The following is a 20,346-nucleotide window of genomic DNA, read 5'->3' on the forward strand; positions in this document are numbered from 1 at the left end:
ATCGCGGACAATACCGTGTTCATCTTGACGATGCTATCTGAAGGGTTAGCACGGTAATCCGCCTGATGTCAGGAGACAGCGTATGCTGAAGAAACAGTCATCCCCCCATCTCGTTTCCCGGACCGGGCGGGTGGTGCTGAAACGCGGCGCGATCTGCCCGAAATGGCGGAGTTTACGCGTTGTACTCCTGCTGACGGCCTTAGTGTTGCCCAGCCCTCTGACGACGACTCTCCATGCGGCGGATACGGGAGCGACACCAGTGCCGGAGGCGGGCAGAATCTTCGCGCCTCTGGCCTATCCCGATGCGCCCAACGGCTACCGTTCCGGCAGCGGCCGGAGAGGCCCGCAGGCATGGCAGAACAGAGCTGACTACGACATCAAGGTGACGATCGACCCGACCAACCGGACCCTGTCCGGCAGCGAGATCATTACCTACACGAATAACAGTCCTGACCCGCTGGACGTGCTGTGGGTGCAACTCGATCAGAACATCTACCGGGAAGGCTCGCGAGCGGATTTCGCCAATCCCGAGCGGCATGAGCATCATACCGACGGCATCGCCATCGAGAGTGTGTCCATCGAGGATGAGGGGCGCAGTACGCCACTGGTGCCGGCCATCTTCGATACGCGCATGCAGCTTGAATTGGCTGACCCGATGCAGAAGGGGGAAAAGCGGAAGATCCGCATTGTCTGGCATTATACCGTGCCGGGAGAGTGGGGCGGACGTACCGCCGTTTCCTCCAGCAAGAACGGCGATATCTATGAGATAGCGCAGTTCTACCCCCGTATGGCGGTGTATGATGACATCCGGGGATGGGACGCCGCGCCCTATCTCGGTCAGGAATTTTATCTGGAATACGGGGATTTCGACTATAGTGTCACCGTGCCGTCGCGTTTTGTCGTCGCGGGTTCAGGCGCGCTGGTGAATCCTTTCGAAGTTCTGACACAGGAACAGCGCGACCGTCTGGCGCAGGCGGCGAAAAGCGAACAGCGGGTCATGATCCGTACGCAGGCGGAGGTTGAGGCTCCCCCACTTCCGCAGCCCCAACCCCAGACTGAAGCATCATCCTCGAAGAAGGGCGGTGAGCCGGACAAAAAAGTAGAGGCCCCGGAACCCGCGACCAGAACATGGCATTTCCGGATGGCCAATACGCGCGACGTGGCGTTCATGGCTTCCCCCGCGTTCCTGTGGGATGCTGCCAAATTGGATCTGCCGCCTCTCTCGACAGGGAACGAAAAGGACAAACAGCCTGTACCCCGTCTGGCCATGTCCTTCTATCCAGTTGAAGGCATCGGCGCGCATGGATGGGACCGGTCCACGGCCTATGTGAAACATGCGATCGAGTATTTCTCGTCGCAATGGTCCCCTTATCCTTGGCCAAATGCCATCAATGCGGCAGGGCATGGCGCGAGCATGGAATATCCCGGCATCGCCTTTGAGGACGCGAAAAAGCGGGACCCCGACCTGTTCGCCATGACGACCCATGAACTCGGTCACCAATGGTTTCCCATGATGGTCGGGTCGAATGAACGGCGTCACGCTTTCATGGATGAGGGGTTCGATACCTTTATCAACACGCTGGCATCCACCCACTTCAACGGCGGCGAGTTCGCCCCGAAACGGGATGCGGAATATGCGGCGCAAAGCGGTAAACCCGCTATCGACATCGTCACACTGCTCAAGGACAGGGATGCGCCCGTTCTCATGGCGCCTTCGGACACGGTTTCAGAGACATACCGGCATGATCTGACCTATTTCAAATCGGCTTACGGACTGACGTTGCTGAGGGAGCAGATCCTTGGACCGGATCGCTTTGATCGGGCTTTGCGCGCCTACATAAAGGAGTGGTCTTTTCATCATCCCACGCCGTCAGATTTCTTCCGTTTCATGAACAGCGAGACGGGAGAGGATCTCTCCTGGTTCTGGCGTGGCTGGTATTTCAATAACTGGGCGGCGGATTATGCGGTCGGGCCAGTGTCGTACGCCGGAAATGATCCGAAAAACGGTGCTGTCATTCCGGTCATCAACAAGGGACGTCTGCCGTTGCCGGTGGTTCTGCAGGTGACATGGATGGACGGCAGCTCCGCCCGTATCCGCATTCCCACGGAGGCGTGGATGCTGCGCAGTCAACTGAATGTGCAGGTTGCTGGTACCCAGCTTGTCCGTACCGCCATCCTTGATCCTGACAAGGCTATTCCGGACATTGACCGCAGCAACAACAGTTTCGGGGAGATCCCGACGGCATTTCCGGCAGCTACCGGTCATTGATGATGCTTCCGGTCGGGTACTGAGTGCCCATCCTGTGCTTCGGGGCGTTGTCCGGAAACGCAGCATGGGCATGGACTGGACGTGTTACAAAAGAGCACATGCTGCCCGGACAAGGTCGTTATTCAGTCACAAAACTGTGGCCGCTTGTGCTTACATTCTGTTGTCATCCGTATGATATGGCCTGTGGCACAGCCTCGGGCTGATCCCCATATGGGTCTTATGGCCTTCCTCGGATGGCCCCATGTCGTCTTTTGATGCCGTGCCTAGTCACGCTGAAAGATCTGATCGAAATTCCTGGAGAAGCGCCGTGATCATCAACCGTTTCAAGTTGCTGCAGAAGGCTGCTGTTGTTGCCGTATCCGTCTCGGTTCTCTCACCGGCCTTCGCTCATCCGGGCGGCGGCGGTGGAGGTTTTGGTGGCGGCGGTGGCGGATTCCATGGAGGTGGTGGTGGCTGGCGTGGCGGCTGGGGAGGCTGGGGCGGCGGTTGGGGTGGACCCGGCTGGGGATGGGGCTGGGGTGGATATCCCGCCTATTACGGCTGGGGCGGCTACCCCTACTGGGGTGGTTACGGTGGCTGGGGTTGGGGCTGGGGCTGGGGCGCGCCGTTCGCTTTCGGCACCCTGCTAGGAATGTCCGTTGGCGCAGCTACAGCAGAGTCCGGATATTACGGTGACTATTACCAGCAGTCCGGAGGGTATGCGCAGCCTCCCGGTGATTATTCCCAAGGTTACGCCCAGCCTTACGGAAACGTCTATTACGGGGGATATCAGCAGGCTCCCGCTCCGGCCGCCACGCAGGTGCCCAGCAATGTCGTGACCTGCTCTCCCGGACTGTATTTCAATAGGCTGACCGAAAGCTGTGATCGGCGGTAAAGGCCTGTTCTCCTGAACGCTGAAGACAGAAACCCCCGCCGGACAGGATTTGGCGGGGGTTTCTGTATCATGCAAACGGGATGGAGATGATTATCCCATCAGGCTGCTCATCATCTGGCGCGCCATGAAGGGCTCCACGAGATATTGCAGCACCAGCAGAACGACCAGCGGCGAGAGATCGACATTCCCGAAGCTTGGAAGAATGTTCCGCAGAGGGGTCAGAACCGGCTCCACCACAGCGCTGAGAAACCGCCCTATCTGCGCGACAATCCGGTTTCGCGGGTCCAGCACACCGAAAGAATACAGCATACTGAAAACACAGTAGATGATGATGACCGCTTCATAGAGCTTTACCACCGTCAGAAGCAGGCGCCACAGATCATACACGGAAAGCTGTATCCTCTTGCAAAAACGTCAGGCGCATTCTGCGCATGGCAGCGTAGACTACAGGAGACCCGCAATGGAGCCAATACGGTTCGGTCTCCTCCCGAGGATATGGCTTGACAGTTCCCGGAGGCAGGCTATCTAGTTTCAGGCAAAGGCGGGGCTGTAGCTCAGATGGGAGAGCGCCTCGTTCGCAATGAGGAGGTCAGGGGTTCGATCCCCCTCAGCTCCACCAACCGCCTTTTTTAGAAAATCTAAGAGTTAAGCGAGGTCAGTTTTTTTGCTACCCCTCTTATTTTTCTCTTAAAAACCACGCTGGATGCTGCCTGAAACGGAAATCTATGACTTCCGACCGCGTGTCTGACGTATGAGCGTCCTTTGGCGGGATATCTCCTGAGTGCAATTATCATCCATCTGTTATAGGCGTGGGCAATGGTGTCTTCACGATATAAGCGATCCTGCATTGTGACACGGCCAGCAAGCGACATTCAGAGATCAGCAGGAAAGCACGAAACCCGGATTACATCCCTCTTCATCGATAGTTTGCGAGATGTAGCGAGATGTAGAATGAACGCCTCACAATGTAAGATGGCCCGCGCTGGCTTGGCGCTTGGAGTTCGCGAGTTGGAGTTGGCTGCGCGCGCAGATGTCTCCACCAATACCATCACCCGCTTTGAGCGAGGCGAGGCGCTTTATCTTTGGACCGTCGATGCCATTCGCACAGCCTTAGAGCCTGCTGGCGTTGAGTTCATCGCTGAGAACGGTGGAGGCGCAGGGGTAAGGCTCAGAAAAGAAGCTGGGAATATGTGAAATGCGAAGACTATTTTCTCTTCTTTCGATAGTCGCCTTTACCTATTGCGGTAACGCATCTGCTCAGAGTTATAAACCTGATTTTTCATGTAATGACATGCCGCCCAAGAATGGTGTTGCTGTGATGCTTTGCCAGAATAGCGAGGCAGCAAAGCACGAGCTTGAATTTGATCAGGCGTATTACGCTCTTCGGCACATTGTTGGAAAAGACGGCTGGAAGGCTCTGAGGCAGGAGGTCATTCTCGATGAAAATGCAATGAATCAGCAATGTGGGCTACCTATACCAGGGGATGACAACCAGACGATCCCACAAAATGGTACCTCATGTTATGAAATAGGCATTGATCGACTTACCGTTAAATACAAAAGCCGGTTGTCCGGAAACTCGCTGGAAGAAACAAATCGTGCGATAGATCAACATATTGCCTTACAGCAAAAGCTTATTGATCTTGGCTATCTGCCTTCGGGCTCGGTGGCAGACGGCGTGTATGGCGACGCCACTCGTGATGCTATTGAAACGTGGCAACGCGTGAACCACAGACCGTCAACAGATGGTTTTCTCTCGGATGCAGATGCAGGTGTTCTTATGGGAGCATCTCAGGCGAGCACGAACGCACAGGCCTCTGCTCAGCAGCCCCCTCCTGACGCCGACAGCGGCGTTCCTTCTCAGACACCATCGGATCCGTGCGGAGGAAATATAATTCCTGTTCCACCCCTATCTTACTACAATGGAAATCTGGACCCGTACGGGGCCAAAGGGAAATGCTTTGCGGTCAGCACGTCGCAACCTGATGGAAATATTCAGTGGTTATCGGCTAATGCGCTTTTAATTCTTGGATACCCGATTCTGATAGCGTCATCTCAGCATATAGAACTAAACCGCGTTGTTGTTGGCATCGCAGTTGATCCAGTTCAGTACGACAGCGCTTCGGGGGCAATTAATACCCCGCTGACACTGCGTTTCTTAAGATATACAGACTAGACGTTCATTGAACGCATCATGACCTCATTTCTTAAAGAAACCGGTCCCGAGTTCATTGTTGAGAATGGCGCTGTACCGATATCGGCCGCAGAACGATCGTAGCCGTTCGGCTTGAACCGCAACAGGAGGCCGTCTAGGTTCAAAAGGACCGCCCTATGCCGCGACCGAGGCGGGGTTCGATGAATGCGATTTCGAAGGATGCTACACGAGCAAAGCGGTTATGGTGACTGATTTTTACGGGATAATGTGTCACCTTTCTCCCACATGGAAGATATAAGCCCGAATAGTCAAATAAAAAAAACTCTTGATAAAATGGACTCCAGCTCGGAAGAATAAAGTAGAAAGGGGAGAAGAATTAAATTCTTCTCCCCTTTCTTTGTTATTCAGGAACTAGAATGGGCCACGCCTTGAGTCCATAGTTCTTAGCGTAAATAGTCATTCCTGTTTTTGGACACGTACGCTTAGGACTAAAAACGTATTTATAGCCCGGAGGCGGAGGAATATGTGTTTTTTTTGTCATTTTATTTTTTCTTTGAAATTCCAAGCTTGAAGCAAACTCAGAATTTTGGACTGACTTTTATAGTCAGAAAAAGATGACATGCTTTATCGATAAGAAGGCAAGCGCCGTTCTGCTATCGACAAATAGGCATGTATCTGTTATAAACGCCCTAGAGGTAGAGAAACCTCTGGGATAATGGGTTATCCTAATAAGGCGGCTTGCCACATGGGGTACTCCTTAATCACCAGAAGATTGCTCGCTTCTGATCGAAAGGCAATAAGTTAAAATTCGAGATTATGTCGTCCAAGGACATCATAAATCTCATCAGAGGAAGTTGACGCTTCCTCGGCTTCTGGGGCGACTTCGGTCGCCCCAGTTTCTTCCAAGTTCAAAACTGGCATGAACTTGGGAAGAATCCACGCGTCGTTCAAAAAAGTTATCAACTTTTCCTGCTTCAATCGACTCAATTGAGGAGAGAGGCTAGGACGTCCGATATCTTTATTAAACGACTGTTTTATCTTCTCGATAATTTCATTTGCATGCAACCCATGTCGCTCTTCTTGCAAAACGGTTCGTATCATGTCCTTGATGGTCACTTTAGATGACCGATTGGCAGAAGAACGCAAGTTGCCGCTATCTTCCTTTAAATCAGAAGCAAGAGCATCACGCGCTTTACGGATATCACACAGCTCCTGTTTCAGCTTTTTGAGCTGATCCTTGATATCTGCTTCTCGCTGATCGAGAAATGTACGTAGCGTCTGCGTCATATAAGCAGACTTAGCGCGTCTTTTATGTGCGCGCAACAGAAAAGACGCGCTAATTCTTATTTTGACTAACTGACTCATGTCTAGCGGAGAACTTGAGTCGCGACTGACTCGTCCAACTCTCCCATCATTCCCCGCCGCTTTTCGAACAGATTTCCACGTCGATAAGCGGCTTCCACCTTATTGCTGATGGCGTGCGCTAGCGCCATCTCAGCCACTTCGCTTGGATAGTCAGTCTCTTCGGCAACCCAGTCGCGAAACGTGGAGTGCAGGCCGTGGACGATCACGTCCCTCTTGCGGACAGACATTCCGAACGCCGTGGTAGGGAGCTATAGTTCCGCTGTGGTTTGCGGGTGTTGAGTTCATTGCAGAGAAAGGTGGTGAGGTGAAGGAAGAACACAATGCAATAAATTCTCTACCAATTATCTTTTTGTTTTGGCTTTTTTATAATTACATATGTGTCGAAGCTGGATGATCAAGGTGAATAGACCAAATCGTGTTTTTGAATATTTGTTTTTGGTGTCTTTGCAGACTGTATTTGGGGTCACAGCAACTGAGGCAGCAGATACAACAGTCTTCGTACCATCGACATCATGTTCGACTTATCTGGACTACGCAGCTAGGGATACAGCGTCTCCCACTACGCCAGAGGCGCGAAACAGGGTTATTTCGGCAATGAATATCATGAAGCCGTATATGACGGAGTTCGCCTCGCTTCATATGAAAAAGCTCATGGGGCAGATCACGCTGAGCTTCTTTATGCGGACGGAGCTTGAATGCCGTAGTCATCCCGACCAGCACTTGTCTGAAGTCATCCGAAAGGTTGGCAACAGCATAGTTGATACCGTCAATACAAGTTTAGCCCATTCAGGTTATAACGCACTCAGAAAATATTGAACTTGTGATCCGCTACATTCAGAATGTGTCCCGAGCCCATTGAGTGCAGCGGCTTCGTAAAGAACAGTCACGCCATATTTAAGCGCCATAAATCCACGTGTCAGGAAGGGGCCCGCTCCTACGGATGTGACCGCAGGAAATGCCCGGCATCAACCTCCTGTGAAGGATAATCGGTTTCTCTGCGTTGTTTCAGGCACGCAAAGAGGATCGGGTGCAATGCGGACGTTTTCAGGTCTTATCATGGGCCTTGTGGTGCTGGCGTCACCTGTCATGGCTCAGGATTACTCCAATGGTCCGGCGGCAAAGAGCGGTCAGTGGGACTACTCCACCGGCAGTCAGTCCGCATCGCCCGGCGACAGTTATGAAGGTTATCCTCCCCCGCCGACACAGGTCATCATTTCACCGGGAATGGGTGGGGGCTATGGCGGTTACACTGGTGGCACCGGCATGCCATCCCAGAATGGACAGACACCGCAATCAGCGGGACGCGGCAATGGCGTCAGCCCCGGCGGTGTCGGGTGGGGCAATACCGGCATGGGAAATGTGGGTGCGGGAAACATAGGCGCTGGAAATACTGGAGCGGGAAACGTCGGATACGGCAATACGGGTGGCATGGGGCGATAAGGCCATCAGGCCGGAATGATCCCGATATGTTCTTTTTGGAGGCGCAATCCCCTGTAAATCCGTGAGAAGCGTCCTATATTGTTCAGTCTGAACACAAGGACATACGACCGGACGATGACAGCCAAACCCGTTTCAGGCCCCGCCATCCGTGTGAAGGGTGCCCGCGCCCATAACCTCAAGTCCGTCGATGTGGATATTCCGCGTGATCAGATGACGGTCATCACCGGTCTGTCCGGGTCCGGCAAATCCTCGCTGGCGTTTGATACGATCTACGCGGAAGGCCAGCGTCGCTACGTTGAAAGCCTGTCCGCCTATGCCCGGCAGTTTCTGGAACTGATGGGCAAGCCGGATATGGACTCGATCGAAGGGCTGTCTCCGGCCATTTCCATCGAGCAGAAAACGACTTCCAAGAACCCGCGTTCGACAGTCGGAACAGTCACCGAGATCCATGACTACATGCGTCTGCTCTGGGCGCGTGCGGGTGTGCCGTATTCCCCCGCGACCGGTCTGCCGATTGAGGCGCAGACGGTCAGCCAGATGGTGGATCGTGTCATGACCATGCCGGAGGGCACGCGGCTGATGCTGCTGGCTCCGGTCATTCGTGACCGTAAAGGCGAGTATCGCAAGGAGCTGGCCGAGCTTCAGCGCAAGGGGTTTGCGCGGGTGAAGGTTGATGGCGAACTCTACGATATTGAAGATGTTCCCAATCTGAACCGCAAACTGCGTCACACGGTCGAGGCGGTGGTGGACCGGATTGTCGTCAAGCCCGGCATTGAAAGCCGTCTGGCGGACAGTTTTGAAACGGCGCTCTCCCTGTCGGATGGCCTTGTCTATGCGGAAGAAGTGACGCGGGACAGCAAGGAGCCCGCGGAACGCACGGTGTTTTCCTCACGGTTTGCCTGCCCTGTCAGCGGTTTTACGTTGGAAGAGATCGAGCCGCGTCTGTTCTCGTTCAATGCACCGCAGGGAGCCTGCCCGGCCTGTGACGGTATCGGCACCGAGACCTTCTTTGATCCACGCCTGATCGTGCCGGATGAACGTCTGTCTCTGGCGCAGGGAGCCGTCGCACCCTGGCGGAACGACAAGACGCCGCTTTATGAGCAGACGCTCCAGAGTCTGGCGAAGCATCTTGATATCAGCATGGACACGCCGTGGTGTGATCTGCCGGAAGAAGCGCGTTCTGTCATTCTCGATGGAACAGATGAAGATGTACACTTTGTTTATCGTGACGGCGGAAAATCCCACACACTGACAAAGCCATTCGAGGGTGCTGTTGCCAGTCTCCAGCGTCGTCTGCGGAATACGGACAGTATCTGGCAGAAAGAGGAACTTTCCCGTTATCAGGCCGACAAGCCGTGTCATGTCTGTAACGGCGCGCGTCTGAAACCTGAAGCGCTGTCTGTCAAGGTTGCAGGATTTAACATCGCGCAGGCGTCCGATCTGTCGATCCGTGACGCGCATGACTGGTTTGAAAGTGTCCTGCCGACCCTGACGCCGCAGCGTGCGGAAATTGCCCGTCGTATTCTGCGGGAAATCAATGACCGTCTGAAATTCCTTGTCGATGTCGGGCTGGATTATCTGACGCTGTCCCGTGGCTCAGCGACCCTGTCGGGCGGTGAAAGCCAGCGTATCCGTCTGGCCAGTCAGATCGGGTCTGGTCTCACGGGCGTGCTGTATGTGCTGGATGAGCCTTCCATCGGGCTGCATCAGCGCGATAACGAGCGGCTTCTGGCGACGCTGCAACGTCTGAAAGCTCTTGGAAATACCTTGATCGTTGTCGAACATGACGAGGACGCCATCCGCAGCGCGGACTGGCTGATCGACATGGGGCCGGGCGCGGGCGTGAAGGGTGGCACGGTGATTGCCAGCGGTACGCCAACCGAAGTCGCGGCCTGCAAGGACAGTCTGACGGGTGCGTATCTGTCTGGGCGCAAGCGCATCGAAGTGCCGAAGGAGCGTCGCCCAATCGATCCGAAGCGATTTGTGACGGTTCGTGGCGCCACCGGCAACAATCTCAAGGACGTGACGGCAAAATTCCCGCTCGGCACTTTCACCTGCGTCACAGGTGTGTCGGGTGGCGGCAAGTCAACGCTGGTCATCGACACGCTCTACAAGACCCTCTCCCGGCGTCTGATGGGCTCGTCCCAGACTCCTGCGCCGTGCGAGCGGGTGGACGGGCTGGAACTACTCGACAAGATCATCGACATCAACCAGTCGCCCATCGGTCGGACGCCACGCTCCAACCCCGCGACCTACACCGACCTGTTTACGCCAATCCGTGACTGGTTCGCGGAACTTCCGGAAAGCAAGGCACGTGGTTACAAGCCGGGCCGCTTCTCTTTCAATGTGAAGGGCGGTCGTTGTGAAGCCTGTCAGGGTGACGGCGTTATCAAGATCGAGATGCACTTCCTGCCCGATGTGTTCGTGACCTGCGATGCCTGTAAAGGTGCCCGCTATAATCGTGAAACATTGGAAGTGAAGTTCAAGGGCAAGTCGATTGCCGACGTGCTGGCGATGAGCGTGGACGAGGCGCTGCCCTATTTCGAGGCGCAGACCCGTATCCGCGATCGCCTCGCTATTCTCCAGAAAGTCGGTCTTGGTTACGTCGCCCTTGGTCAGCAGGCTACCACCCTCTCCGGCGGTGAGGCGCAGCGTGTGAAGCTCTCCAAGGAGCTGGCGCGGCGTGCCACAGGCCGTACAATGTATATTCTTGATGAGCCTACCACAGGTTTGCACACGGAAGACGTTCGCAAGCTGCTGGAAGTGCTCCATGCGCTGGTCGATCAGGGCAATACTGTCGTGGTGATCGAGCACAATCTGGAAGTCATCAAGACCGCAGACTGGATTATCGACATTGGTCCTGAAGGCGGCAGTGGCGGCGGTGAAGTCGTGGCCGAAGGCACGCCGGAAGAGATCGTCCAATGCAAGGCCAGTCACACAGGGCGCTTCCTCGCGCCGCTTCTGATGCAGGAAGATGAGGAGGCTGTGCCGCCTGTGGCGAAGAAGCCTGCACGTGGGCGGAAGAAGAAAGCTGGGTGAGGTTTAGTGTGTTCGGGGGGGATTCAAGGGCGCTGCCCTTGACCCGCAAAGGGGCGCGGCCCCTTTGATCCTGATTTTAGATGATGCTTGTTGTCAGCTGACATCTTCCTTTTCGAAGGACATCAATCTTCTTATCACTGTAGAAAAGGGTATATATAGGGCGTGTATTATTTTGCTATAAGAAGCAAAGCTAGACATAGAATTGTTTTTTTGTTAAGTGATTGGTATATAATTTTCATAATCTACGTAGAGCATACGCATGGCCGATAATAATGAAAGCACGCTACCCAAAAAGAAAATTAAAACTTGCGGGATTGTGATGCCAATAAGTGCTATGGAACCTAACTATACTGCAGAGCATTGGTTGAGAGTTAAAAATATTCTTTGGAAAGCGGTAGAAAAAGCACAAATGCTTCCCGTTTTGGTATGGGAAAACCCAAGTGTTGATGTAATACAAAATACTATATTGAAAAATATATATGAAAGCGATCTGGTGATCTGTGATGTCAGTGGGTTAAATCCTAATGTAATGCTTGAGACTGGTTTGCGGCTCTCGACAAAAAAGCCTACTATAATTATTACAGATAGGGTTGTAAAACCTCCGTTCGATTTGCAAAGCATTGGACATTTACACTATCAAAGAGATTTGGAGTTTAATGCAATAGAGGAGTTTTTGGGAGATTTATCAAAAAAACTTATAGATGTATCTCTGGCCGAAGATGATGGAACATATACTCCATTTGCTGAAAAGTTTGAAATTAAAACAGTAACTCCTAGAACTGTTTCGTTAACATCAGAAGATTTTATTTTAGAAAGCATAGCGGAAATAAACAACTCTATATCTATAATAAGAAAAGAATTATCTGCGCAAAATTATAAAATGAAAAATGAAAATTTCAAAAAGGTACCTGAGGAAAAGGGTTACTTAATAAGAATAAGTAGTGAAAATAAAGACTTGAGCCCGGATTTATTTGTAAGCAATATTCCAATGAAAATGATTTCTAATATGGTTGTATCATCGATCGAAGTTGTCGATAGAAAAGAATTTATAATACATACAGATAAAAACCCAGCACCTTATTTAGAATATATTGATGGTTTGGCGATGAATATATATAATGATGATAACATAAAAATAGAAATAGGGAGGGAATGAGGATTTTTTCCTGAATGGACAATGGAAAATAATATTTTAATATTGTTAAGTATATATAAGGTGCCCCCTTTGCCGGGGCAAAGCCCCGCCTTTGCCCCGGCACAACACTCCCCCGACCTTACCGCCGTTCTTTCTGTTTCCGTGTCCGGCTCTGCTGCCGCAGCACGCTTTCGATCCACTCGTTGAGCTTGCGGGTGGTGTCCTCGGCTGATTCCAGATCCGGATAGGTCTCCGGGAAACGCAACGCCAGCCAGCGCCATGCGACGAGCCGCTTGTGGCGCTTCTCGGCGCGTTCAAGCTCTTCCCGGCCCGCACGGTCGGGCGCTGGGAGACGACCGGTTCCAGGCGGCGGGATACGCGCTCCGGCAGCGTGGTCGGCGGCCCATCCGACAAGACGGCTGATGCCATTGTCGCGGTCATCGACGGGACACATGGCATAGGTCCAGCGCTGGGTGAGATCGAGCCCTTCCACGCCTTCCAGAGCGGACGCAATGGCAAAGGGCTGCTCCATGTCCGACAGACGGTAGTTGGGGTCGTCATGACGGAGAACAGCGCGACGGATGCGGGCCAGCACGCCATAGAGACTGTCTGAGCCGATTTCCGTGGCGATGGCGCGGACGATGTCGGCGTCCGGCTGCACGAGCGGACGCAGTTCGTCGGGCGGGACCGGATCGGCATTGAGATGATCACGGATAAAGCGCGGGCTGCCAGCGTCGGCCAGCGCGGCGACAATGCCTTCCTCGTGCTTGCCGTAACGGCCAGCACGGCCACCGATCTGCTTCACCTCCTGAATGGACAGATCGCGGGTCTGGCGACCATCGAACTTTCTGAGGGCCGCGAACACCACGCGACGGATGGAGAGGTTGAGCCCCATGCCGATAGCGTCGGTGGCGATCAGGATATCGGCGGCTCCCGAGTTAAAGCGCTGGGCCTCGGCGCGGCGGACTTCCGGACTGAGCGCGCCATACACGACGGCGACGCGACGGCCGCGCTCCATCAGGGCGGCGCGTAGGTCGAGCACTTCACGACGGGAGAAGGCGATCAGGGCGTCGCCTGATTTAAGCTCGTTGAGACGAACGGGGGCCGACGCGGCTTTCAGCGGGCTTTTGCGCTGGAGAGAGATTTCGTCAATCGGGTCGCCGCAGAGTTCGGCAATGCGGCGGACCATCGGAATACATTCCGGCGCACCGAGAATGTAGAGATGTCGGGCGGGCGCTCCCATGATCGCGGCGGTCCAGGCGGCGCCTCGGTCCGGGTCGAAGAGCATCTGCGCCTCGTCGATGATGGCGACATCGACCGGGTTGAAGAACGGGCACATCTCCACGGTGGCGGCGAGGTGTTTGCTGCCGTGCGCGACAATCCGCTCTTCACCCGTGGAGAGCGAGGCTTCCACGCCACGGGCCGCCAGCGCCTCCCGGAACTCGTGGGCGAGGAGACGCAGGGGAGCGAGCGCAAGGCCGCTCTCGGCCTTTGCCAGCGCGTCGAGCGCCGTGTGGGACTTGCCGCTGTTGGTGGGGCCTGTGACGAGCGTGATGCGGCGATCAAGGGCGCGGGCCGTGCGGAAATGGGCAGCATAGCGGTCGAGGGCGGCCACACGGGCGATGACCGAGTTGGCGACGTGCTTGCCGACCTTGGGTGGTTCCGGCAGCGGTGCATCTCGTCGTCCGTCACGGTCGCGTCCGCGCTTCTGTTTACGGTCAAAGAACTCTTCGCTGATCCGACGCCATTCGGGCAGGGCAGGGCGCAGGGCGATCAGTTCGTTGGGGTCGAACTCCCACAGCTCCTGCCCGTCCTTCTGGAGGATGCGGCGGGCGACGGGGATGCGGTTCTCGGCGATCCAGCGCAGGGCTTCGCGGTGCGAGCAGCGCAGGATGGCGGGGACTTCCTGAAAGCGGACGAGGCTGCTTTCCCAGTCTTCGAGGCGCTTCTCCTCGCTCTCGCGGCGGGCGCGGGCCGTCTGCTGGATGGAGGCTTCCTGACGGGCGCGGGCTTCCTCGGCTTCCTGCGCGCGTCCGACAAAGCGGTCACGGTCGGAGACGTTGAAGGCATCGGCGATGGCGTCGGCCAGCCGTGCCGTCTGGGCTGCGGAGAGAACGCGCCCGGTATCGAGCAGGTCGGCCTGCATGCCTGCGAGCGCTTCTTTGGGCGTATCGCCAAGCTCGTGGAAGCGCGCCGCCATGACCGGTTTGAGGGCCGCGAAAAGGTCGTCATCTGTAGCGTCGGGTTTCTCGACGGTGGAGGCCGCCTGCTCCATGTCCTCGCGCGAAATCCAGATCCGTCCGTCGCGGCGGGTCTGGTCCATAAGGCGGGAGGCCCAGCGCTTGCGTCTGACGGCGCAGAGGGCGCTGATGAAGACCTCGTCGGGCACTTCCTGCGCGCCGGGTGTCAGGGCGCGTCCTATGCGCCTGAGAAGGGCGGGTTCTTCCCGTGGTTCAATGGAGAGCGCCGTGCGGGTCAGAGCGGTCTGGAGAGCGGCTCTGGCAGGCGAGGTCGTCTCTGGAAGTGCAGAGGCGAGGGAGAGCGTATTGGTCGGGCGGGAGCCGCGGGGCGCATTCATGGTGCTGATTGTGCGCGATCCGCCGCACGCGAACAATAGCGGACACGACGGCGTCGTGTGACGTTTAGTCGCAGAGGCGCTGTAAGGCAGTTCGCCCCAGCGGCTTCAAGGCAAACCGGGATCACAAGGGCTGTGTTTCTTCGTGGGGTATGGGCAAAGCCCCGCCGTCTTTTCGGACACAAAAAAGGCCGACCGGAGTGATCCGATCGGCCTTTCGCAAGGTGACAGCCTTATAGGGGAGGTGAAGCTTACTGAAGCTCCTGACCCTTCTTTGTCAGGTCGCTGCACAGCTTGACGCGCTTGGATTTGTCGAGCGTGGAGATATCGAACGGCGTTGATGTGGTGTTCGACAGCAGGCCCTGTCCGCCGAGCGAGTAGTTCTGGTCATTCTTAACGTCGGCGCGCTTCGCCAGCTTGCGGGCGACGCTGCGTGAGGTCGTGCTGTTCACATATTTCTTGTGAATGCAGTAGGACAGCAGGCCAGCGACGTTGCCTGGGGTGGCGTTGTCGATGGACGGCAGGCCGTCTTCACCAAGCACGCCCGGGGTTGCTGCGGTGGTCGCACCGGTAATACCCTTCACCATCTGCGCGCCTTCTGTAGGTGCGGAAGCGGCATTGGCCGGGTTGGTCACAGGCAGAGCGCCATTCGGGGCGGTCGACAGGGTCGTGCCGGCCGGAAGCTGCTGTGCTGCGGTCTGGGCATGAGCTGCGCTGAATGAAGCGAGTGCCATGCCGAACGATGCGACAAGGGCGATATGCCGTGATGCGAACATGAAAACCTCTTACAGATAATGCGGCCTGTCTATGCACCCGGGTCAGCGTGTTGTTCTTGCTTCCGACCTCAGGTGCAGGTCGCTGTCGTGGGCTTAAACACCGCAGTGCATGAAAAGTTTCATGGCGGTCGAATAATCATCCTCTGACAATTTTGTGCTGGTCTGCCGCCGACGCGTAAAAACTCGCAGTAATGCACTCTGTTGTGGAGGTTACTGTGGGCGAGCGCCTGTATGCCTGCGCACGATTGAGTTCTGCGTTTCAGACCGCATCGGCTTCAGCTTGTGTGCGAAAGCAATTAGCAATGTAGGAGAAGGAGAAATCCTGGTGGGCGCACAAGGGCTCGAACCTTGGACCCGCTGATTAAGAGTCAGCTGCTCTACCAACTGAGCTATGCGCCCAGGATTTCCAGTTCCAGACCCGTAGGCTTGGAATAAGGCGGGCTTTTAACAGCCGTTTCGCTCTCGTGCAAGAGAGGAATCGCACTTATCTGTTAAGAAGTGCGAGCAATCCATCAAGCTGGTCCAGTGTGCGGTAGGAAAAGCGGAGCGTGCCGCCTTTGCCATCGAACTGAATCTGGACCGGCAGGCCTAGTTTCGCTGTGAGGTCGCGCTCCAGCATGGCGATTTCGGGGTCGCGCCGTTCCCGCACCGGCTTCTGCTGTACGGGCTGTGAGGCGTCCTTGAGGGCCTTTTGTGCGAGTGCCTCAGTCTGCCGAACGGACAGGTCCCGTGCGATGACATCCTTTGCAGCCGCTACGGGGTTGGGATGGGCCAGAAGAGCTCTGGCATGACCCGCCGAGAGGCGACCTTCCACGACATCCGAGCGAAGCGCTGCAGGAAGACGCAGAAGCCGCAGGGTGTTTGTGATGTGCGGGCGGGATTTGCCGATGGCTCGCGCCAGTTCTTCCTGCGTGAGGCGATAATCCTCGATCAGACGGCTGAAACCCTCGGCTTCTTCCATCGGGTTGAGATCTGCGCGCTGGAGGTTCTCCACCAGTGCGGCGGCCATGGCGTCCGTGTCGTCGAGTTCGCGGAGCAGCACCGGCACGTCATGCAGTCCCGCCTGCTGTGCCGCGCGCCACCGACGCTCACCGCCAATGATCTGATAGGTGCCGGGCTTGTCCGGGTGCGGCCGGGCCAGAAGAGGCTGAAGAATACCCCGTGCGCGGATGGATTCCGCAAGCTCGCTCAGTGCTTCCGGCGCGAAGTTCTGCCGTGGCTGAAAGGGGCTGGGCTCCAGGGATTCGACGGGCAATGAAGAAACGCCGTTGCGCACCGTCTGGGGAGCCGCTGTTTCGCCTGCGTCTGTGGCCGGTGTCGGTTCCGCCGGAGCCGGCTGTTCGCCAAGCAGGGCGGCGAGTCCGCGACCAAGACGTGGACGGGCGGGGGATTTCTTCGTGCTCACGCTCGGAACCTCAGTTGCTCGTGTTTTCAAGACGCTTGCGCAGTTCAAGCGCAAGAGCCGTGTAGGACGTCGCACCACTGGAGCGTGGGTCATAGGTCATGACAGGTGTGCCATGGCTCTGGGCTTCTGAGATGCGAATGTTGCGCGGGATGATGGTTTCCATGACTGCCTCGCCGAAGAAGCTGCGGGCATCGGCCGCGACGAGTTCGGAAAGATTATTGCGGCGATCATACATTGTCAGGACAATGCCGGTGGTCTGGAGCGCCGGATTGAACTGCTTTTTGACCTTCTCGATGGTGCGGGTCAGATGGCTGATACCCTCCAGCGCGAAGAACTCGCACTGCAGCGGTGCGATGACGCCGTCTGCGGCCACAAGCGCATTGAGAGTCAGCAGACCGAGGCTCGGCGGGCAGTCGATGATGATATAATCAGTGGAATCCGCCAGAGATTTGATGGCGGACTTCAGCCGCTGCTCACGCTCATCTTCGGTGATTAGCTCAATCTCTGCGCCGACAAGCTCCGTGCTGGCCGAGATCACGCCAAGGTTTTCGATGTCGGTCTTCTGCACCAGCGCGGCGGCTTCTGCTTCACCCATGAGCAGGGTGTAGGAGCCGCGTTTGCGGGCGTTATATTCCACGCCGATTCCGGTTGAAGCGTTGCCCTGTGGATCGAGGTCGATCAGCACAACCCGCTGCCCGCTCTGGGCGAGGGCGGCTGCAAGATTGATGGCTGTTGTTGTCTTGCCGACGCCTCCCTTCTGGTTGGCGACGGCGAGGGTAATGGGCTGGGCCGATCCGCGTGCCGGATGCGAGGCTGGTTTCGAAGTTTTCGTATTCTTTCTGGATTCAGACACGCCTGATATCGCTTATTTTCAGAATGGTGCCGCCCGGAGTGCGGCTGGGAATATGTGTGACTGTCATGTGCCAGTCGTGCTCGGCATTGGTCAACTCATCGGCGGCCTGCTGCCCCTTCAGAAACAGCGCATAGCCGTCATTTGTGACAAGTTTTTCTGTCCAGGTGAGAAGCTGGGAAAGATTTGCCAGAGCCCGCGCTGTGACGACCGGAGCGGGCGGCACGTCGGCCGCTTCGATTCTCTGATTCACGACGGTTGTCCGGCAACCGGTGGCGCGGCTGGCTTCCCGCAGAAAAGCGGCCTTGCGTCGGTCTGATTCGACCAGCGTTACTTCCGCGTCAGCCGCGATGGCGATGATCAGTCCCGGAAAGCCACCGCCCGAACCCAGATCGGTCACGCGGGCGCCACGCTCAATCAACGGGACGAGTTGCAGACTGTCGAGGATATGACGCTCCCATAGATGCGGCACATCGCCGGGGGAAATCAGATTGATCTTCGCCGTCCACCGGACCAGAAGATCGGCAAAACAGATCAGGCGGTCCTGCGTTTCACGTGAAACACCGGGGATGGAGGCGGGTGGTGTAGGGGTCATGCGGCCTGCCTGATATGGGCGAGAAGGGCGACCAGAGCCGAGGGAGTGATGCCCGGAATTCTTTGGGCAGCAGCGAAGTTGGTCGGACGCACCCGTTCGAACCTTTCTTTCATTTCTGCGCTCAGGCCACCGACCTGACTGAAGTCAAAACTCTCAGGAATGGTGACGGCAGCCTCGGCGTGAAGCTGTCTGATTTCCCGTTCCTGCCGGATCAGATAACCGCTGTAGCGCGCCTCTGTTTCCACATGCAGACGTACGCGGTGTGGCAGTTCGGCAAACCACGGCGCTAGCCGTCCGGCGATGGATGTGTCTCCGCCTGATGCCATGATTTCGAAGAGCGACCGTCTGCGACCATCCTGTGAGGCGGTGCCGCCCGCGTGGGCAATGTCGGTCGGAAGCCACGTTTCTGCCTTGGCACGCTCGGTTGCGGCCTGAAGCGCCTCGCTGATTTTCTCAAACTGGCGGGCGCGTTCCGTGCCGACACATCCGCAGGCAATGCCGAGAGGTGTAAGGCGAAGATCGGCGTTGTCAGCCCGCAAAGTCAGTCGATACTCCGCGCGGGAGGTGAACATGCGATACGGTTCCGAGACGCCCTGCGTCACAAGATCATCGATCATGACGCCCAGATAGGCTTCGCTCCGGCTGATAGTCAGCGCACCGCTTCCGGCGGCGCGGCGAGCGGCATTGATACCAGCAAGAAGGCCCTGCGCTCCGGCTTCTTCATAGCCGGTGGTGCCGTTGATCTGTCCGGCCATAAACAGGCCGGGGATCGCCCGAAGTTCTAGCGAGTGCGAGAGGGCCCGCGGGTCAATGTAATCATATTCCACGGCGTAACCGGGGCGGACGATACGGGCCTGCTCCAGTCCGGGAATGGTGCGGATCATCTGCTTCTGCACAAAGGGTGGCAGGCTGGTCGAAATGCCGTTGGGATAAACCAGATCACCGCCCGGATTGCCGGGAAGCGCTTCCGGCTCCAGAAATATCTGGTGGGACGTTTTTTCGGCAAAACGGACAACCTTGTCCTCAATAGAAGGGCAGTAGCGTGGGCCGCGTCCGGCGATGGCTCCTCCATAAATGGCCGAAAGATGAATGTGCTCACGAATGATGGCATGAGTCTTTTCGTTGGTCGCCGTGATGCGGCAACTCACCTGTGGATTGGTGATGCTGGTCGTCAGATAGGAAAACGGTTCCGGCTCGGCATCGCCCTGATCTTCTGGAAGCGAGTCCCAGTCAATGCTGGCGCGGTCGATGCGGGCAGGGGTACCGGTCTTGAGTCGGCCCATAGGCAGGCCTAACGCTTCGAGACGCAGACCAAGCGCATTGGCGGGCAGGTCGCCGACACGCCCTGCGGGTTCGGTCTCGTGACCAAAATGAATGATGCCTCTGAGAAAGGTTCCGGCAGCGATCACGACTGAAGGCGCCAGAAAACGTCGGCCATCTTCGCAAATGACCCCGGCCACTATTTCTTCTGGTGTCAGAATCAGATCGCCGACTGCTGCTTCGATAATGGTCAGATTGTCGGTCGCGCGCAGAAGATCATGAATGGCGCTACGATAGAGACCGCGATCAGCCTGCGCGCGCGGGCCATGCACGGCAGGCCCTTTGGAGCGGTTCAGGAGCTTGAAGTGGATTCCCGCGGCGTCAGCGGCGCGGCCCATCAGTCCGTCAAGCGCATCGATTTCGCGGACCAGATGCCCCTTGCCGATGCCGCCGATGGCCGGGTTGCAGGACATGGCGCCGACCGTATCCAGCCGATGCGTGAGAAGAACCGTTTTCGCACCGCACCGGGCAGCCGCTGCGGCCGCCTCGCAGCCCGCGTGCCCGCCTCCGACGACGATGACATCGAACTGCGTTTCCATGATGCTTTC

At 56.5% G+C, this 20,346-nt stretch carries 16 protein-coding genes, 2 tRNA genes and 1 pseudogene; 9 read left to right on the forward strand and 10 right to left on the reverse strand.

Going from position 1 to position 20,346, the window contains the following annotated elements; genetic code table 11:
* Positions 1–82: 82 nt before the first annotated feature.
* Entirely contained in the window at positions 83–2,269 is a 2,187-nt protein-coding gene (locus tag B3759_RS09690) for a M1 family metallopeptidase (RefSeq protein ID WP_291365722.1), read from the forward strand.
* A 307-nt stretch (positions 2,270–2,576) separates the two neighbouring features.
* The gene (locus B3759_RS09695; protein ID WP_291365723.1) at positions 2,577–3,143 is read left to right on the forward strand and encodes a hypothetical protein; all 567 of its coding nucleotides are present in this window, start codon (positions 2,577–2,579) and stop codon (positions 3,141–3,143) included.
* A 90-nt stretch (positions 3,144–3,233) separates the two neighbouring features.
* Here B3759_RS09695 and B3759_RS09700 read toward each other — a convergent pair whose 3' ends face one another.
* The gene (locus B3759_RS09700; RefSeq protein ID WP_291365724.1) at positions 3,234–3,530 is read right to left on the reverse strand and encodes a YggT family protein; all 297 of its coding nucleotides are present in this window, start codon (positions 3,528–3,530) and stop codon (positions 3,234–3,236) included.
* 156 nt (positions 3,531–3,686) lie between these two features.
* On the opposite strand from B3759_RS09700, the gene B3759_RS09705 reads away from it, so the two are divergent.
* The 3 genes from B3759_RS09705 to B3759_RS09715 all read left to right on the forward strand — a co-directional run bounded on the left by B3759_RS09705 (position 3,687) and on the right by B3759_RS09715 (position 5,319).
* Positions 3,687–3,762, forward strand: a tRNA-Ala gene (locus tag B3759_RS09705).
* Between the two features lie 353 nt (positions 3,763–4,115).
* Complete coding sequence (locus tag B3759_RS09710) at positions 4,116–4,337, forward strand: helix-turn-helix domain-containing protein (RefSeq protein ID WP_408736476.1); 222 nt, start codon at positions 4,116–4,118, stop codon at positions 4,335–4,337.
* 1 nt (position 4,338) lies between these two features.
* Positions 4,339–5,319 (forward strand): peptidoglycan-binding domain-containing protein, encoded by a 981-nt coding sequence (locus tag B3759_RS09715; RefSeq protein ID WP_291365726.1) that lies wholly within the window; start codon positions 4,339–4,341, stop codon positions 5,317–5,319.
* A 780-nt stretch (positions 5,320–6,099) separates the two neighbouring features.
* Here B3759_RS09715 and B3759_RS09720 read toward each other — a convergent pair.
* Together B3759_RS09720 and B3759_RS09725 are read right to left on the reverse strand one after the other, a co-directional pair.
* Positions 6,100–6,663 (reverse strand): hypothetical protein, encoded by a 564-nt coding sequence (locus B3759_RS09720; RefSeq protein ID WP_291365727.1) that lies wholly within the window; start codon positions 6,661–6,663, stop codon positions 6,100–6,102.
* Positions 6,664–6,665: 2 nt separating this feature from the next.
* Positions 6,666–6,875, reverse strand: a pseudogene (locus B3759_RS09725) (integrase); the annotation flags it as partial.
* A 178-nt stretch (positions 6,876–7,053) separates the two neighbouring features.
* Here B3759_RS09725 and B3759_RS09730 point away from each other — a divergent pair.
* The 4 genes from B3759_RS09730 to B3759_RS09745 all read left to right on the forward strand — a co-directional run bounded on the left by B3759_RS09730 (position 7,054) and on the right by B3759_RS09745 (position 12,298).
* Positions 7,054–7,479, forward strand: coding sequence for a hypothetical protein (locus tag B3759_RS09730; protein ID WP_291365728.1), 426 nt, complete (start codon positions 7,054–7,056; stop codon positions 7,477–7,479).
* Between the two features lie 216 nt (positions 7,480–7,695).
* Entirely contained in the window at positions 7,696–8,103 is a 408-nt protein-coding gene (locus B3759_RS09735) for a pentapeptide repeat-containing protein (RefSeq protein WP_291365729.1), read from the forward strand.
* A 114-nt stretch (positions 8,104–8,217) separates the two neighbouring features.
* Positions 8,218–11,142 (forward strand): excinuclease ABC subunit UvrA, encoded by a 2,925-nt coding sequence (gene uvrA / locus B3759_RS09740; RefSeq protein ID WP_291365730.1) that lies wholly within the window; start codon positions 8,218–8,220, stop codon positions 11,140–11,142.
* 259 nt (positions 11,143–11,401) lie between these two features.
* On the forward strand, positions 11,402–12,298 hold the full coding sequence (locus tag B3759_RS09745; protein ID WP_291365731.1) for a hypothetical protein: 897 nt from the start codon (positions 11,402–11,404) through the stop codon (positions 12,296–12,298).
* A 118-nt stretch (positions 12,299–12,416) separates the two neighbouring features.
* Here the strand turns inward: B3759_RS09745 and B3759_RS09750 are convergent, their stop codons facing one another.
* The 7 genes from B3759_RS09750 to mnmG form a co-directional block, all read right to left on the reverse strand.
* Positions 12,417–14,855, reverse strand: a complete 2,439-nt coding sequence (locus tag B3759_RS09750; protein ID WP_291365732.1) for a helicase-related protein — start codon at positions 14,853–14,855, stop codon at positions 12,417–12,419.
* A gap of 248 nt (positions 14,856–15,103) precedes the next feature.
* The gene (locus tag B3759_RS09755) at positions 15,104–15,586 is read right to left on the reverse strand and encodes a DUF2501 domain-containing protein (protein WP_408736477.1); all 483 of its coding nucleotides are present in this window, start codon (positions 15,584–15,586) and stop codon (positions 15,104–15,106) included.
* A gap of 365 nt (positions 15,587–15,951) precedes the next feature.
* Positions 15,952–16,027 (reverse strand) — tRNA-Lys (locus B3759_RS09760).
* Between the two features lie 85 nt (positions 16,028–16,112).
* On the reverse strand, positions 16,113–17,033 hold the full coding sequence (locus tag B3759_RS09765) for a ParB/RepB/Spo0J family partition protein (RefSeq protein ID WP_291365734.1): 921 nt from the start codon (positions 17,031–17,033) through the stop codon (positions 16,113–16,115).
* A 10-nt stretch (positions 17,034–17,043) separates the two neighbouring features.
* A complete protein-coding gene (locus tag B3759_RS09770; RefSeq protein ID WP_291365904.1) occupies positions 17,044–17,814 on the reverse strand; it encodes a ParA family protein in 771 nt (256 codons plus the stop codon).
* A gap of 64 nt (positions 17,815–17,878) precedes the next feature.
* Positions 17,879–18,478: a 16S rRNA (guanine(527)-N(7))-methyltransferase RsmG gene (gene rsmG, locus B3759_RS09775; RefSeq protein ID WP_291365735.1), complete on the reverse strand. Its 600-nt coding sequence runs from the start codon at positions 18,476–18,478 to the stop codon at positions 17,879–17,881.
* A complete protein-coding gene (gene mnmG, locus B3759_RS09780) occupies positions 18,475–20,337 on the reverse strand; it encodes a tRNA uridine-5-carboxymethylaminomethyl(34) synthesis enzyme MnmG (RefSeq protein WP_291365736.1) in 1,863 nt (620 codons plus the stop codon). The genes rsmG and mnmG overlap by 4 nt, the downstream gene beginning before the upstream one ends.
* Positions 20,338–20,346 lie beyond the last annotated feature (9 nt).

This window comes from Acetobacter sp. UBA5411 (genome assembly GCF_002409645.1).
GTDB lineage: Bacteria > Pseudomonadota > Alphaproteobacteria > Acetobacterales > Acetobacteraceae > Acetobacter.

Coding starts and splice junctions, on each gene's coding strand:
- B3759_RS09735 (WP_291365729.1), top strand. CDS start 7,696: ATGCGGACGTTTTCAGGTCTTATCATGGGCCTTGTGGTGCTGGCGTCA.
- B3759_RS09745 (WP_291365731.1), top strand. CDS start 11,402: ATGGCCGATAATAATGAAAGCACGCTACCCAAAAAGAAAATTAAAACT.
- rsmG (WP_291365735.1), bottom strand. CDS start 18,478: ATGACCCCTACACCACCCGCCTCCATCCCCGGTGTTTCACGTGAAACG.
- uvrA (WP_291365730.1), top strand. CDS start 8,218: ATGACAGCCAAACCCGTTTCAGGCCCCGCCATCCGTGTGAAGGGTGCC.
- B3759_RS09690 (WP_291365722.1), top strand. CDS start 83: ATGCTGAAGAAACAGTCATCCCCCCATCTCGTTTCCCGGACCGGGCGG.
- B3759_RS09755 (WP_408736477.1), bottom strand. CDS start 15,586: ATGGCACTCGCTTCATTCAGCGCAGCTCATGCCCAGACCGCAGCACAG.
- mnmG (WP_291365736.1), bottom strand. CDS start 20,337: ATGGAAACGCAGTTCGATGTCATCGTCGTCGGAGGCGGGCACGCGGGC.
- B3759_RS09750 (WP_291365732.1), bottom strand. CDS start 14,855: ATGAATGCGCCCCGCGGCTCCCGCCCGACCAATACGCTCTCCCTCGCC.
- B3759_RS09710 (WP_408736476.1), top strand. CDS start 4,116: ATGGCCCGCGCTGGCTTGGCGCTTGGAGTTCGCGAGTTGGAGTTGGCT.
- B3759_RS09730 (WP_291365728.1), top strand. CDS start 7,054: ATGATCAAGGTGAATAGACCAAATCGTGTTTTTGAATATTTGTTTTTG.
- B3759_RS09715 (WP_291365726.1), top strand. CDS start 4,339: ATGCGAAGACTATTTTCTCTTCTTTCGATAGTCGCCTTTACCTATTGC.
- B3759_RS09720 (WP_291365727.1), bottom strand. CDS start 6,663: ATGAGTCAGTTAGTCAAAATAAGAATTAGCGCGTCTTTTCTGTTGCGC.